The 13,847-nt window shown below is 53.6% G+C and carries 15 protein-coding genes; 7 read left to right on the top strand and 8 right to left on the bottom strand.

The window, feature by feature from the left end:
• Positions 1 to 22: 22 nt before the first annotated feature.
• The 4 genes from COO92_RS15865 to COO92_RS15850 all read right to left on the bottom strand — a co-directional run bounded on the left by COO92_RS15865 (position 23) and on the right by COO92_RS15850 (position 2,864).
• Positions 23 to 469 carry an MmcB family DNA repair protein gene (locus COO92_RS15865; protein ID WP_101303662.1) on the bottom strand — a complete coding sequence of 149 codons (447 nt, stop codon included), beginning with the start codon at positions 467 to 469 and terminating at the stop codon, positions 23 to 25.
• 76 nt (positions 470 to 545) lie between these two features.
• On the bottom strand, positions 546 to 791 hold the full coding sequence (locus COO92_RS15860; RefSeq protein ID WP_022733469.1) for a DUF2312 domain-containing protein: 246 nt from the start codon (positions 789 to 791) through the stop codon (positions 546 to 548).
• A 101-nt stretch (positions 792 to 892) separates the two neighbouring features.
• Positions 893 to 2,062, bottom strand: a complete 1,170-nt coding sequence (locus COO92_RS15855; protein ID WP_240626467.1) for a carboxylate-amine ligase — start codon at positions 2,060 to 2,062, stop codon at positions 893 to 895.
• 1 nt (position 2,063) lies between these two features.
• On the bottom strand, positions 2,064 to 2,864 hold the full coding sequence (locus COO92_RS15850) for an N-formylglutamate amidohydrolase (protein WP_101303658.1): 801 nt from the start codon (positions 2,862 to 2,864) through the stop codon (positions 2,064 to 2,066).
• Positions 2,865 to 3,181: 317 nt separating this feature from the next.
• On the opposite strand from COO92_RS15850, the gene COO92_RS15845 reads away from it, so the two are divergent.
• The gene (locus tag COO92_RS15845; protein WP_101303656.1) at positions 3,182 to 3,931 is read left to right on the top strand and encodes a FadR/GntR family transcriptional regulator; all 750 of its coding nucleotides are present in this window, start codon (positions 3,182 to 3,184) and stop codon (positions 3,929 to 3,931) included.
• 60 nt (positions 3,932 to 3,991) lie between these two features.
• The gene (locus COO92_RS15840; RefSeq protein WP_101303655.1) at positions 3,992 to 5,254 is read left to right on the top strand and encodes a glycerate kinase type-2 family protein; all 1,263 of its coding nucleotides are present in this window, start codon (positions 3,992 to 3,994) and stop codon (positions 5,252 to 5,254) included.
• 21 nt (positions 5,255 to 5,275) lie between these two features.
• Here the strand turns inward: COO92_RS15840 and otnI are convergent, their stop codons facing one another.
• A complete protein-coding gene (gene otnI, locus COO92_RS15835) occupies positions 5,276 to 6,067 on the bottom strand; it encodes a 2-oxo-tetronate isomerase (RefSeq protein WP_101303653.1) in 792 nt (263 codons plus the stop codon).
• A 68-nt stretch (positions 6,068 to 6,135) separates the two neighbouring features.
• On the bottom strand, positions 6,136 to 7,044 hold the full coding sequence (gcvA, locus tag COO92_RS15830; protein ID WP_101303651.1) for a transcriptional regulator GcvA: 909 nt from the start codon (positions 7,042 to 7,044) through the stop codon (positions 6,136 to 6,138).
• Positions 7,045 to 7,166: 122 nt separating this feature from the next.
• On the opposite strand from gcvA, the gene COO92_RS15825 reads away from it, so the two are divergent.
• Complete coding sequence (locus COO92_RS15825; RefSeq protein WP_101303649.1) at positions 7,167 to 7,856, top strand: FMN-dependent NADH-azoreductase; 690 nt, start codon at positions 7,167 to 7,169, stop codon at positions 7,854 to 7,856.
• Positions 7,857 to 7,879: 23 nt separating this feature from the next.
• Here COO92_RS15825 and COO92_RS15820 read toward each other — a convergent pair whose 3' ends face one another.
• Together COO92_RS15820 and COO92_RS15815 are read right to left on the bottom strand one after the other, a co-directional pair.
• On the bottom strand, positions 7,880 to 9,169 hold the full coding sequence (locus COO92_RS15820) for an NAD(P)/FAD-dependent oxidoreductase (protein ID WP_101303647.1): 1,290 nt from the start codon (positions 9,167 to 9,169) through the stop codon (positions 7,880 to 7,882).
• A gap of 163 nt (positions 9,170 to 9,332) precedes the next feature.
• Positions 9,333 to 10,283 (bottom strand): LysR family transcriptional regulator, encoded by a 951-nt coding sequence (locus tag COO92_RS15815; protein ID WP_101303645.1) that lies wholly within the window; start codon positions 10,281 to 10,283, stop codon positions 9,333 to 9,335.
• Positions 10,284 to 10,378: 95 nt separating this feature from the next.
• Between COO92_RS15815 and COO92_RS15810 the strand changes: the two genes are divergently transcribed.
• From COO92_RS15810 to hemN, 4 genes are all read left to right on the top strand, one after another.
• Positions 10,379 to 11,422 (top strand): NAD-dependent epimerase/dehydratase family protein, encoded by a 1,044-nt coding sequence (locus COO92_RS15810; RefSeq protein ID WP_101303643.1) that lies wholly within the window; start codon positions 10,379 to 10,381, stop codon positions 11,420 to 11,422.
• Positions 11,423 to 11,532: 110 nt separating this feature from the next.
• A complete protein-coding gene (locus COO92_RS15805) occupies positions 11,533 to 11,961 on the top strand; it encodes an HIT family protein (protein WP_101303641.1) in 429 nt (142 codons plus the stop codon).
• Between the two features lie 63 nt (positions 11,962 to 12,024).
• Positions 12,025 to 12,381: a DUF3088 domain-containing protein gene (locus COO92_RS15800; protein ID WP_101303639.1), complete on the top strand. Its 357-nt coding sequence runs from the start codon at positions 12,025 to 12,027 to the stop codon at positions 12,379 to 12,381.
• 70 nt (positions 12,382 to 12,451) lie between these two features.
• Complete coding sequence (gene hemN, locus COO92_RS15795; protein ID WP_101304001.1) at positions 12,452 to 13,807, top strand: oxygen-independent coproporphyrinogen III oxidase; 1,356 nt, start codon at positions 12,452 to 12,454, stop codon at positions 13,805 to 13,807.
• Positions 13,808 to 13,847 lie beyond the last annotated feature (40 nt).

Raw genomic sequence — 13,847 nt, 5'->3', positions numbered from 1 at the left:
AAATGTGCGGGGCCTTTGTATTTCAGGGCATAAACACGTTATCGCCAATCGTGTTGCCTAATCGTCCAGCCGCCGTTTGCCCAAATGAAATCAACAGCTTCTTGCGCCGTGCTGCTGAAAGTTTCTGTTCTTCGGGCATGCGAAGGATCGCTGCTTCAAACCGGTCGGCAACAATTAGTCCCACACTCTCGGGGATCAGTTCCTTGGGAAAATCCATCGGCACGGCAAAAAACAACCTGTCGCAATACTCGACATAGCTTTCCCATTTCTGATCGGCTTTAAAATCCGCGACCGATGATTTGACTTCAACCGCCCAAAGTTCCCCCTTGGCCCCAAGCGCCAACACATCCAGCCGCCGCCCATTGCCCAACCGAAGCTCGGTCAGGCAGGACATCTGATGGTGATACAAAAGCCGACAGACACCGTCTGTGACTTCGGCTGTGATTTCGGGACGGGTTTGCGTGTTCATTGGATCAGGATACAAAAACAAAAGCCCGCTCGAAAGCGGGCTTTGAATTCATGTTGCAGTCTGCTGACACAAGGTGTCAGCTCATGCCAAGCGCGCGCTTGTACACTTCAAGGATTTGTTCCTGTTCGCTGCGTTCGTGGTCTTCGATTTTACGCAGACGGATAATCTGACGCAGGATTTTCACGTCATAGCCAAGTGCTTTGGCTTCGCCGTAAACTTCCTTGATATCAGCCATAAGGTTGGCTTTTTCTTCTTCAAGACGTTCAATACGCTCAACATAACTCGCAAGCTGATCAGCTGCGATACCACCGACTTCGGTCATTCATTCTTCTCCGATGATGGGCTGCACAGCGGATACCCGGTGCGCGAAAACTTTTAATGCGGCGCGACGATACTCAATGCGTTGCGCGCTGACAAGGGGCGTTAGACGACCGATTGCGACCCCGGCACTGTCTGTTCAATCAAGTGGTCCGCCACCGCGACAAGCGCATCGCGCGGGCTGATCCCCTTTTCAATCGCAGCGTCAAAGACCTCGCGCTGACGCCGCGCACTTGTGCCTCGCCGCACGATTTCACGCGCATGTTCAATTTCCGCAACACAGCCAAAAAATTCCGCATCCGGGCGGATCAGTTCAAGGATTTCCTCGACCAGATCGACATACGGCACAATTTCAGCCCGGCCAAAATCAATCAATCCGGTTTTCTCGCCCGGATCACTGCCATATCGGCAGGCCCGCCAACGGTTTTCGCGTACCAGCATGTGCGAATAAATACGCCACCGCTGATTATTACGCCGCAATCGATACAACATCCGCATCAAGCATCGCGTAATTGACGCAACACACACCGCATCTTCAAGATCGGTACAAACATCGGCAATCCGCATCTCAAGAGTCGGCCACCGGTCCGATGGGCGCAAGTCCCACCAAAGCTTGGTACCGTCCTCAATCACACCGGCCTGGATCAGCATATCAACATGGCGGCGATATTCCGCCCACGACCCAAACACTTCGGGCAGTCCCGTACGTGGCAGGTTATCAAACACCGAAAGCCGGAAGGTCTGAAGCCCGGTATCACGGCCCCGCCAAAACGGCGAACTGGTGGTCAGGGCCAGAAGATGCGGCAGGAAATAACTGGCCTGCGCCATCAGTTCGATCCGAAGGTCATCATCCTCAATACCCACATGCACATGCATGCCACAGATCAGCAATCGGTCAACAACCGTGCGCAAATCACGCGCGATGGTGCTGTAGCGTTCGCCTTCGGTGTGTTTCTGGCTGTCCCATTGGGCAAATGGGTGGGTCGATGCCGCCAGCAACGCCATATCATATTTGCTGGCAATTTCGGCCAGGGTTGAGCGCATATGGGTCAGTTGTTCGCGGGCGTCCTTTGCACTGTTGCAAACCTTGGTACCGGTTTCGATCTGGCAGCGCATAAACTCGCTGGAAACCTGATCACCCAGCTTTGCCTTGGCATCCTTTAAAAAGTCCGCTGGCGGATCATTTGCAAGATCGCGGCTTTGGCGATCAACAAGCCAGAATTCCTCTTCGATACCAATCGAAAACCCCGGTTCTTGCGTCTGGAACGCCGCCAAATCAGTCTCTCCTGATCTTATAAAGGTTTGGATCGGCAAGAATATCGACAAACGCGTCGCCAAGAATTTTTGCCCATTTCTCGCATCCTTCATCAGTATCAATCAGATCCTGACGGATTTCAATCGACACACAGGGCAAACCACCGGCTTCACCATGATGATCAATGGTATAATCCGCCATTTGCTGCCCGGAATAAGGTTCATTGTCACCAATGGTCAGATCGGGATTCTGTTCGCGCAGCCTGGCCAGCAGCGGAACTGGAATACGATCATCCTGATCCCAAAGAATGCCAAGCTCCCAAGGCCGTTCAAACTCTTGAAACACCGGCGTGAAGCTGTGGATTGCGATCAAAGCTGGGACAATTTTATGGGCATGGAAATTGGCAATCTGTTCTTCAATCGCCCAATGATACGGCAGGAAAATCTCACGGATCCGTTTCATATGTTCTGTGGGCGACACGTTTTTATTGCCCGGCACCACCGTCTGATCAGAAATTTCAGGCATCCCGGTCGGATCCCAAAGTTGCCGGTTGCAATCAATCACCAACCGCGAATATCCCCCCAGAACAGCCGGGCAATCAAACCGGTCAACGAGAATTTCGGTTACTTTGCGCGCCCCGATGTCCCACCCGATATGACGTTTGCGTTCCTCTTCTGGCAAGCCAAGCGTACCAAGACTTTGGGGAATTTCACGCGATGCATGGTCGCAAACAAAAAGCGAATATCCTTTGCCATTTGCGTTCAAAATTTCAAACGGGGCCGGATCATCTTGGCCCAAAAGAGGCCCTGCATGGTGACGCACGCGTATTCTCCTGAAAGTCGGTAACGGAACGGCAAACCGGTAAATCGTCAAACATGCCTGTCATGGGGCAGCCATGCTGTGTTGGTTTACACCTGTTGAAGTATCAATTTATCGACGCTCAGACAAGCTCATGCAAGCCGATCTGCCCTGAAAACCAAGGGTCATTATCAATGAGCCTTGGCATAACAATGCGTCTTGAGCGTATCGTGCTTTGCGTCCGCCCCAAACATCCCCTAAACTGGTATGACCATTTATAAAAATACGGTACGACTTCGTGACAGCATCGGCTGATAAACCGCGACTGGAGAAACCTTAAAATGCCGTCTGCCAAAATGACCCCGGCCCCGGACGATCAGGAAACGAAGCGTCCCAAACGGATTGCCGATCAGGTCGCAGACCAGCTGCTTGAAAAGATTTCAGACGGTATTTTCCTGCCCGGTGACCGACTTCCCGGTGAACGCCAACTGGCTGAAACCATGAAAGTCAGCCGGGTTTCCGTGCGTGCCGCCCTGCAAAAGCTGAAAACCCGCGGCTATCTACGCGCGGTTCAGGGCGGTGGAACGGAAATCCTGTCATCGACCGGGATCGACATGGATACCGCCATGACCGATCTTGTCCGCGATTCCATCAGCAACCTGCGTGATCTGCAAGAAATACGCTGCACGCTGGAAACATGGGCGGCTAGGCGCGCCGCAATCAACGCCAGTGACGAAGACATCAAGTTGCTGCGTATTGCCTACCGTCAGGCCCATGATCCGCGCCGTGCGTCCAAATACCGCGCCGATGACGATCATCGTTTGCACATGATGATCGGCCGGGCCACAGGATCGATCATTTATTATCACGTGATGAAAATGCTGCACGATGTGTTGCAGGCTGCCTTGATGGAAATCCGGTTTAACAATCTGACCGGTCCCTCGTTTGACCGGATGGTGCAGGAACATCATCATGACATCATCGAAGCCATTGCCGCACGCGATCCTGATGCGGCGGAAAAGGCGATGTCAAATCACCTGCAAGCGGTCCTTGATTTCTTTAAAACAGCCTCGGACAAACAATCGACCTGACAATATTCAAACCGCCGCCCAAAGACGGTCAGACCAAAACTCCATTCAGGGAACCGAACCATGACAACCGCGCGCGAAAAACTTTTGGCCATGATGGATGCTGCGTTAAAGGCAGCCGATCCAGCCGTTCAAATCCCATTGAACATGCCCGCAAAGCCCAAAGGCAAAACCATTGTCATTGGGGCCGGCAAGGCATCGGCCAATATGGCCCGCGCGTTTGAAAAGGCGTGGGATGGTCCGCTTGAAGGATTGGTTGTCACCCGCTATGGTCATGCGGTTGCCTGCGAGAAAATCGAAATTGTCGAGGCATCCCACCCGGTCCCTGATACGGCGGGTCAAAAGGCCGCCGAACGCATACTTGAGATTGTCCAAAAAGCTGGCCCAGATGATCTCGTGGTCTGCATGATTTCAGGCGGTGGGTCGGCCCTGCTGGCCCTGCCCGGTCCGGGCTTGACACTCGAAGACAAACAATCAATCAGCAAGGCACTTTTGCGCAGTGGTGCGACCATTTCGGAAATGAACTGCGTGCGCAAACATCTGTCCGCGATCAAGGGCGGCAGACTGGCACAGGCATCCGCCCCGGCGCGCATGGTGACATATCTTGTGTCTGATGTTCCCGGTGATGATCCGGCGATCATTGCATCGGGTCCAACGGTTGCCGACCCGACAACGGGTAAGGATGCGCTTGATATCCTGCGCCATTATCAGATCGATATTCCAACGGCTGCCAAGGATCTTCTGACCGACAGCGCCCATGAAACCATCAAACCGGGTGATCCCTGTTTTGATGGCCATAAAACAGTCATGCTGGCCCGCCCGCAAGACAGTCTTGAGGCCGCCGCCAAGATCGCCCGCGAATTGGGTCTTAACCCGGTCATCCTAGGGGATGCCATCGAAGGCGAAGCCCGTGAAGTCGCCATCATGCATGCGGGCATTGCCCATCAGGTCGCCAACCACGGTCAACCAGCAGCCAAGCCCTGTGTTCTGCTTTCCGGTGGGGAAACCACGGTCACCGTGCGCGGCAAAGGTGGACGCGGCGGGCGCAACAGTGAGTTTTTGCTATCCCTGCTTATTCAGTTTCGCGATCAAGCTGGCCTTAGCGCGATTGCGATTGATACCGATGGTATTGACGGCAGCGAAGACAACGCCGGTGCGATCATTGATCCGACAAGCTGGCAGAAGGGCCAAGATGCCGGAATTGATCTACGCGAATATCTGGCCAACAACGACGCCTATAGCGCCTTTGCCAAGATTGACGACCTGCTGGTCACCGGCCCGACCCTGACCAATGTGAATGATTTCCGCGCTATTTTGATTGAGTAACCACCGCGACCAATAGAACGATCAAGTCCCCGGCTTTGACATCCATGGCCGAAGCCAACCCAGCCCGTCTTCGGTCTTGCCATGTGGCTTGTATTCGCAGCCGATCCAGCCGTCATACCCGATCCGATCCAATAGATACAACAAGAACGGGTAATTCAGTTCCCCACTGTCGGGTTCATGACGGCCCGGCGCGCCAGCCACCTGCACATGACGGGTGATCTCAAAATACTGGTCAAGACGGGCGGCGATGTTCCCGCCGACAATTTGTGCGTGATAGATATCAAACTGCAATGCCAGACGTGGATGGTCGAGCTGTTTGAGGATAACCGCCGCCTGCTCCACCGAATTAAGCAAATAGCCCGGCATATCCATCGGATTGATCGGTTCAATCAGGATATCGACACCGGCCTGATCGGCCAGATCGGCGGCATAGAGCAGGTTGTCACAATAAAGCCGGGCAATTTCACCGGCATCTTCGTCCTTGCCCATAACACCGGCCATGCAATGAAGCATCTTGCAATTGGTCGCCGCCGCATAATCAAGCCCCTTGACCACCGCGTCACGAAATTCATCTTCACGGCCCGGTCGGCACGCCAGCCCACGATCCCCGGCATCCCAGTCGCCAAGTGGCAGATTGAATAAAACCTGCTCAAGGCCATTATCGGTCAGAAGCGATTTTGCCGTTGCCATCGGCACATCATAAGCCCCGATATATTCCACGCCGACAAATCCTGCCTCTGCTGCTGCCGCAAAACGCTTCTCAAACGGCAGATCAGCAAACAGGAACGACAGATTGGCAGCAAAACGTGGCATAATGCACCTTCAATGGCTTTAATATATCAAGACTGTATCGTTTCGCATGCGACCCTTTAGGTCAATCATCAATCGCCTGCGGGTTTTGAATGTTCTTGTGATCTGGCAATTTCACTCACAATCCAGTTTCCAAACACCTCGACTTCTGCCCGATGGTCGCCGCGGCCGGTATGCACCAGATTGTAGGTATGACCTTCGATCACTGGCCCAAACGGCTGCACGAGCAGCCCACCGTCAAGTTCGGCGCGTGCCAGTTCGCGGCTGGCCAGAACCACGCCCTGCCCGGCAATGGCCGCCTGAATGGCATGGGCATCATCAGAAAACGTAAATCCCCCCGAAAGTTTCAAGCCACTGATACCCGCTGCCGAGCCCCAGCGTTCCCATGTCGGTGTCTGATCATCGGGTCTTAGCCAATCGAGATGCAAAAGCGCACAGTCCTTAAGGTCTTCAGGATGCTTCAGACCCAGCATCGGACTGCAAAGTGGCACGAACCGTTCTTGAAACATGGTTTGCGCCACAAGTCCGCGGTAGGGCCCGGCGCCATAACGGATTGCAGCATCGACAACCCCGCTTGGCAGATCAACCACCTCGGGCGAGGTATGCAAACGCAGATGAATATCAGGATGTTCGGCCTGAAAGCGCGGAAGTCGCGGCAACAGCCATTTGGCAGCAAAAGATGGCAAAACCGACACCGTCAGGCTTCTGGTCTTTGTGCGTTGCCCAACATGATCAATCGCCAAGGCAAAGGATGCAAACCCATCACGCAGAACAGGGAAAAGCTCATGCCCCGCCGGTGTCAAAACAACCTGCCTTGGCCTGCGATCAAACAAACGAATGCCAAGCGTTTCCTCAAGCAGGCGTATCTGATGGCTGATTGCTGTTGGCGTTACGGCGATTTCAGCCGCAGCCTTTTTAAAACTCTGATGGCGGGCGGCGGCCTCAAAGGCGCGCAATGCGGCAAGTGGTGGCAACGACATATAGGTGAACCTAATTCATCCATGAACTGAGGAATTCGATTTTGCCGAAACATCCAAAACAAGGCAAGTCTTGGTCATCGAACAAACAACAGATGAACAAGTATCATCCTTAGGAGGATATCATGACCACGATCTTGCACATCGACAGCAGTGCCCGCCCCGGCCGGTCCGACCAAAAACAACACGGCTCCCAAAGCCGCCGCCTGAGTGCCAAATTCATCGAACTCTGGCGCACCCAACGCCCCGATGATGAAATCATTTACCGCGATGTTGGCGCATCCCCGCCCAAACCCGTCACCGGTGACTGGGTCCATGCGGCATTCACCAAACCCGAACAACGCGAAGACTGGATGCATGATGCCTTGGCCCAAAGTGACACACTGGTCGATGAATTGCTGCGTGCCGATGTGATTGTTGCCGGTGTTCCAATGTATAATTTCGGGATGCCCGCCCAGATGAAGGCCTGGCTTGATAACATCGTCCGGGTGGGTCGCACCTTTGGGTTTGACCGGACACGCGACGGTGTTCCTTATTGGCCGATGGTAACGGGCAATAAATCCATCGTTGCCCTGTCATCGCGCGGTGATTACGGCTATGGCCCGGATGGCCGAATTGCGCATCTGAACTTTGTCGAAGGTGCTCTTTTCACCCCGCTCGAATATATCGGGATCACCGATCAATACGGCGCGGCCATCGAATATGACGAGTTTGCCGATAACCGAACCCGTCAATCCATCGCCGATGCCGAGGGTGAGGTTGCCAACATCGTTGATCGTTTGATCGCAAAACACAGAACTGAAAACGCGGCCTGATGTTTGTGGCCACACACAGTCGTTCAGGTTTCCTTTTGCGGCGGCGGCACAACCGCCGTCGCATTTTCCCTGTCCTGCCCGGTAATCAGGCGCGCACCTTTTTTACGAAACAGGTAACTCCACATCCATTGCACCATGACAAGTGCCGGGGCGCGCAACCCGATCAGAAAATAAATATGCGCCAGCCCCCAGAACCACCAGGCCAGCCATCCTCTTAGCTTGATGCCATTAAGGTCCATCACAGCACGGTGTCGGCCAATCGTCGCAAGGTTGCCGGCGTGACTATATTTAAACGGCGATGTTTGCCGCCCGTTCATCAGATCAAGAATACGCTGCCCGACGTATTTTCCCTGTTGCTTGGCCGCCGGTGCAATGCCCGGCACGGTTAAACCATCGCGCCACGCAACATGGGCAGCATCGCCAATGACAAAAACATGTGAATGGCCCGGAACCGAAAGGTCCCCCTCAACCATGATCCGCCCGCCACGATCCGCAGGTTTTTGCGTCCAGTCTTGCAAATCAGGAACCTGAACTCCGGCCCCCCAGATGACATTGGCACTGGGAATAAATTCATCGCCGATTTTCGCACCTTGTGCGGTGATCTCGGTGACAGCCTGCCCAACGCGCACTTCAACCCCAATGCTTTCAAGCGACTTTTGCGTATAGTCAGACAAATCTTCGGGGAATGCAGCCAGCAACCTTGGCCCACCTTCGGCAAGGATGATGCGCGCGTCACGCGGATCAATTCGGCGAAAGTCATCAGACAGTGTCTTTTTGGCAAGTTCGGCAATTGCCCCGGCCATTTCGACACCGGTCGGACCACCGCCAACAACAATGAAATTCAAAAGTCGGCGTTTTTGATCCTCATCCTGACTGTTCTCGGCCCGCTCAAACGCCATCAAAAGGCTTTTGCGGATGTCGGTCGCCTCGGTAATATTCTTCAAACCCGGAGCCACCGACGCCCAGTCATCATTGCCGAAATAGGACGTCACCGCCCCGATTGCCAAGACAAGGTAGTCATATTCCAGAACATGCTCCCCGGACAGAACACGCTGATTTGGCAAGTCAATCCCGGTGACTTCACCCATAAAAACGGAAACATTTGGCGATTTACTGAACATGCTGCGGATCGGCCAGGCAATTTCAGCCGGCGACAAATCCGCCGTTGCCACCTGATACAGCAACGGTTGAAACAGGTGATGATTGCGTTTGTCGATCAGAATGACGTCAACATCTTTACCAGCAAGTTTTTTGGCCGCACTCATGCCACCAAATCCGGCCCCAACGATAACGACGCGCTTTCGATCCGACATACTGAGGTTTCCTTTTGCTGCGTAAGGCATGAAAGCCAACCCAGTTGTTAGCTAGGAGCAAACCAATCAAATCGCAAGCAAACCAGTGTGATCAGCACCACAGGCCACTGCTGCAAAAGGATAAGGTCGCCGTGGCTTCGCATGAAACCATATGCGTCACCTGTCAATCACCGAGCGATCCAACAGGCGGTACTGAAAGACCTTTTAAGCCACCGCGCACATAAGATTTCATTCCCCTAACCAGGGCATCGAACACCATCCGGCAGCGCAATGTATCGCGCAGGCCTTCGTGCATGGTTATCCACGTGTCCAGTCCGACCGAAAACTCTGGAATCAGACGCACACAATCGCCACTTCGTGCAGCCAGATGCGACTGGCAAAGAGCAACACCGAAACCCGCCCGCATCATCGCCAACTGCGCGGTATTGCTATCAACACGCATGTCAAATTCCACATTGCCAAGGTGCTGATTTCTTTCAATAATCGATCGAATGTCAGCTGTCTTGGTGTCAAAACCGATCAGATCAAGTTTGACAAGCTCCGACCAGTCAATTTTATCATGGCGATCCGCCCAGCCAGATTGCGCAAGATATCGCGTCGTCGCATAAAACCCGATCTCAACGGTCCCGGTCTTCTGCGCGATGAGGGAATCCTGATTTGGTGCAACCATACGCACCGCAATATCGGCATCGCGTCGCAGCAAATTTTCCACCCGGTTTGACAACACAAGCTCAAATTCAAGATCAGGAAATGAATTGCGAATACCCGTCAGGATGGGCGGCAAAATTTCAATCCCGACCACTTCAGCTGCGGTGATGCGCACAGTACCTTGAACGGCACCTCTCTCGGCACTTGCAGCGCGTTGAAGTGCCTTTGCCGTTGATCGCAGTGCTTCTGCATGTGGACGTAACCCAATGGCTGTATCTGTTGGCACCAAACCAGATTGCGACCGGGTGAAAAGCACAATCCCCAACTGCTCTTGCAATTCATCAATGTGTCGCCCAACCGTCGGCTGCGTCAAGCCGAGCACGCGTGCAGCCGCCGAAAGAGACCCATGCTCTAACACAGCAAGAAACGTCCGATAAAGGTCCCAGTTGGGTTCATGCATTGCCATACATTTATGTATATCATAAATGCCAATTTATAGAATACCGTTTTACCGACATGACCAGTACCCTTTGTCCATCCCAATTAACGGAGGACAAAATCATGACCCGAAATTCAAACCGTATCGCCCTTGTCATTGGTGCCAATGGTGGCATTGGATCGGCCATTACCACCGCACTTCATGATCATGGCTGGCAGGTTCGTGCACTGGTGCGAACATCCCCCAAGGCCGATCAATCCAATGCAGATGATATTGACTGGCGCGTCGGCGATGCCATGTGCCGTCATGACGTGTTAAATGCAAGCCGAGGTGTTGATGTCATCATTCATGCCGTTAATCCGCCGGGCTACCGCAATTGGTCCAAGTTGGTTTTGCCCATGCTTGACAACACGATTGCGGCCGCCATCGTAAACAAGGCACGCATTGTCCTGCCCGGAACGGTTTACAATTTCAATGAAGACCAACTTTCCAATCTGACCGAAACCAGCCCGCAGCTCCCGAACACCCGCAAAGGCGCTATTCGGGTCGAAATGGAACGGCGGATGCGCCGAGCTGTTCATTCAGGTGCAACAGGATTGATTGTTCGCGCAGGTGATTTTTTTGGACCGGGCGCAAACAACAACTGGTTCTCCCAATGTCTGGTCAAGGCCGGTCAACCTGTTCGTGAAATCACCTATCCGGGCAAGGCGGGCGTGGGCCATCAATGGGCGTATTTGCCCGACGTCGCCGAAACGATTGTGCGGCTTCTTGATCAATCCGATGTCTTAGGATCCTTCGCGCAATTTCACCTGCAAGGACATTGGGACAACGACGGGACACAAATGATCGCTGCGATCAAACGCGCGGTTGGAAATCCCGATATTCCAGTCAAATCCCTTCCATGGACGATGATTGGCCTGCTGCGCCCATTTGTCCCGTTCTTCCGCGAAGCCTGGGAAATTCGTTACCTTTGGCGCAACCCGGCCCGCATGCACAATGATCGTTTGCGTACACTGTTTGGCAACGAACCCCATACGCCGCTTGATGTCGCTGTTCATCGGACACTTGATGCCTTGGGCTGTCTGGCGCCTCAAGACCATCAAAAACAAAATACGCGCCCCGATCAACCGGTCGCCACACCACCCCATCTTCGAATGGTCGGATGAAAGTGACGTGATGCCGACCACTTGCCAAATAATCACCACGCAAGAGAAGACACTTCCGACTGAGCAGGTTATAACAACACGTCTTTTTGGCTTAAGATTGAGGTCCCCACATGAACAACGCCTTTTCGCTTCATCCCCAACTTGCTGCTGATACGACCTTGGTCACAGACGGCCCGCTATCACATGTTTTGTTGATGAATGATGCGCGCTATCCATGGCTCATTCTTGTTCCTAAACGTCCTGATCTTGTTGACTATGATGATCTCAGCCCGGAAGATCGCAAAACGCTGGGCGACGAAGCCGCCACCGTTTCAGCCGCTCTAAAACGCCGGTTTGATGCCCATAAAACCAATGTCGCGATGCTGGGCAATATGGTGCCACAGCTCCATTGCCATGTGGTTGCCCGCTTTAAGGATGATGCTGCTTGGCCCGGCCCGATCTGGGGTGTTGGACAATCAAAACCCTATGAAGAAGACGAAGGTCGCGAACGACTGGCCACCCTTAGAGCCGATCTGATCTCAGCGTTCAAGCACCTCTGATAAAGTGTTGCGATATCCACGCGGCGAAGCACCTTCTCGCCCCCCATTAAAAGGCGCTGCCCCATGCCTGTTATCGAGCGTGATACGATTTTTGTCCTAAAACCCAATTTCGAAGATCCGGCATGGCCCGGACAGCGATTTTATTGCTGGCACTGCGCGCTGATCGAGGGTGTTCTGGCGTCTTTTCCCGATCTGTGCGGCGACCTTGATATTCATCGCATTGCATGGCCGCGTCCGCGCGCGGAGATAGTTGACCTTCTGGGGGAAGACCACCAATCTCTTCCGGTGATGATCCTGAAATCGGGTGATACGTCTGATGTTCAAACCGGCGTAGCCAATGGCCATGCTTTTATTGATGACAAAGACACCATCCTGCAGGCCCTGAGCAAACGGCACGGTTTTCCCGTTCCCCATCCTTGACGCACATCAAGGCGCGCATCATTGGAATGATGCAAAAGACGGACAGAACGCACCAATCGGGATGTCCGTCATGCAGCTTGCCCTTTATGAAAAATACGACCTGCGCCTGCCGCGCTACACCAGCTATCCAACGGCACCGCATTTTCATGACGCCATAAACGGCAAAGTGTTTGCAAACTGGCTTGGCGAGTTAAATCCGCTTCAGCCGCTATCGCTATATCTGCATGTCCCCTATTGCGAGGAAATGTGCTGGTTCTGCGGCTGTAACACCAAAATCACCAAGCATTACAAACCCGTTGGCACCTATGTCGCGGCCCTTCTGACCGAGATCAAAAACACGTTGGGCAAGCTTGATCCCACACACAGGTTCACGGTCTCGCACATTCATTTTGGCGGCGGCAGCCCGACCATCCTTAAGGCCGATGATCTTCGGACCATCATGGGTGCTATCCGCAAAAAGGTTGATATCCTGCCCACAGCCGAAGTCGCCATTGAAATGGACCCGCGCACGGCAAATGATGATCTGATGGATGCCATGATCGAATGCGGCTTTAACCGCGCAAGCATTGGCATTCAGGATTTCAACGCCGATGTCCAGCGCGCGGTTAACCGCGTCCAAAGTTATGATCTGGTCCGTGACGTCATTTCCCGATTGCGCCATCGCGGCCTTCGCGGCATCAACGTCGACCTGATGTATGGCCTGCCCAATCAAACCGTTCAATCCATCCGCCAGACCGTCGATCAGACCGCCACACTCTGCCCGGATCGTCTGTCGGTATTTGGCTATGCCCATGTGCCATGGATGAAAAAACACCAAAACCTGATCCCGACCGAAACCCTGCCAGATACGCAGGAACGCTGGGCACAGTATGAAGAAATCCAGAACAGGCTGGCCTATCACCGCTATGTCGCAATCGGTCTGGACCATTTCGCCCATCAGGCAGACCCGATGGCAACCGCACTTTACAACGGCAAACTACACCGTAATTTCCAGGGATATACCACCGACCGCGCCGAGGCCCTGATCGGGTTTGGTCCATCGGCCATTTCGTCCCTGCCGCAAGGCTATGCTCAGAATGATCCGGCACTGGCCCGTTGGCAGCGCGCGGTTGAGGGCGGCGACTGTGCGATTGAAAAAGGCGTTGCCGTTTCAAACGAAGACCGCCTGCGCCGTGACATCATCAACGAGCTGATGTGCAATCTGTCGGTGGATGTCGCAAAAATCTGTGCCACACACGGCACATCTGCCGACAGATTTGCACCAGAACTCAATCGCATTCGTGCAATGACCAATGATGATATCGTGGAAGTTAACAGCACGCACATTAAACTGACCGATACGGGGCGCCCGTTGGTTCGTGCGGTCTGTGCCGTGTTTGATACCTATCTCAATCATGCCCATGTCAGGCATTCGCAAGCGGTCTGAGTTTTCCACTCATAAGCATTACAAAAGGGGCCATCTGGCC

Origin of the sequence: Thalassospira lohafexi (assembly GCF_002844275.1) — a bacterium.
Classification (GTDB): Bacteria; Pseudomonadota; Alphaproteobacteria; order Rhodospirillales; family Thalassospiraceae; genus Thalassospira; species Thalassospira lohafexi.
This window is presented reverse-complemented; position numbering and strand designations above follow the sequence as displayed.

Coding starts and splice junctions, on each gene's coding strand:
- COO92_RS15865 (WP_101303662.1), bottom strand. CDS start 469: ATGAACACGCAAACCCGTCCCGAAATCACAGCCGAAGTCACAGACGGT.
- COO92_RS15860 (WP_022733469.1), bottom strand. CDS start 791: ATGACCGAAGTCGGTGGTATCGCAGCTGATCAGCTTGCGAGTTATGTT.
- COO92_RS15845 (WP_101303656.1), top strand. CDS start 3,182: ATGCCGTCTGCCAAAATGACCCCGGCCCCGGACGATCAGGAAACGAAG.
- COO92_RS15840 (WP_101303655.1), top strand. CDS start 3,992: ATGACAACCGCGCGCGAAAAACTTTTGGCCATGATGGATGCTGCGTTA.
- otnI (WP_101303653.1), bottom strand. CDS start 6,067: ATGCCACGTTTTGCTGCCAATCTGTCGTTCCTGTTTGCTGATCTGCCG.
- gcvA (WP_101303651.1), bottom strand. CDS start 7,044: ATGTCGTTGCCACCACTTGCCGCATTGCGCGCCTTTGAGGCCGCCGCC.
- COO92_RS15825 (WP_101303649.1), top strand. CDS start 7,167: ATGACCACGATCTTGCACATCGACAGCAGTGCCCGCCCCGGCCGGTCC.
- COO92_RS15820 (WP_101303647.1), bottom strand. CDS start 9,169: ATGTCGGATCGAAAGCGCGTCGTTATCGTTGGGGCCGGATTTGGTGGC.
- COO92_RS15815 (WP_101303645.1), bottom strand. CDS start 10,283: ATGGCAATGCATGAACCCAACTGGGACCTTTATCGGACGTTTCTTGCT.
- COO92_RS15810 (WP_101303643.1), top strand. CDS start 10,379: ATGACCCGAAATTCAAACCGTATCGCCCTTGTCATTGGTGCCAATGGT.
- COO92_RS15805 (WP_101303641.1), top strand. CDS start 11,533: ATGAACAACGCCTTTTCGCTTCATCCCCAACTTGCTGCTGATACGACC.
- COO92_RS15800 (WP_101303639.1), top strand. CDS start 12,025: ATGCCTGTTATCGAGCGTGATACGATTTTTGTCCTAAAACCCAATTTC.
- hemN (WP_101304001.1), top strand. CDS start 12,452: ATGCAGCTTGCCCTTTATGAAAAATACGACCTGCGCCTGCCGCGCTAC.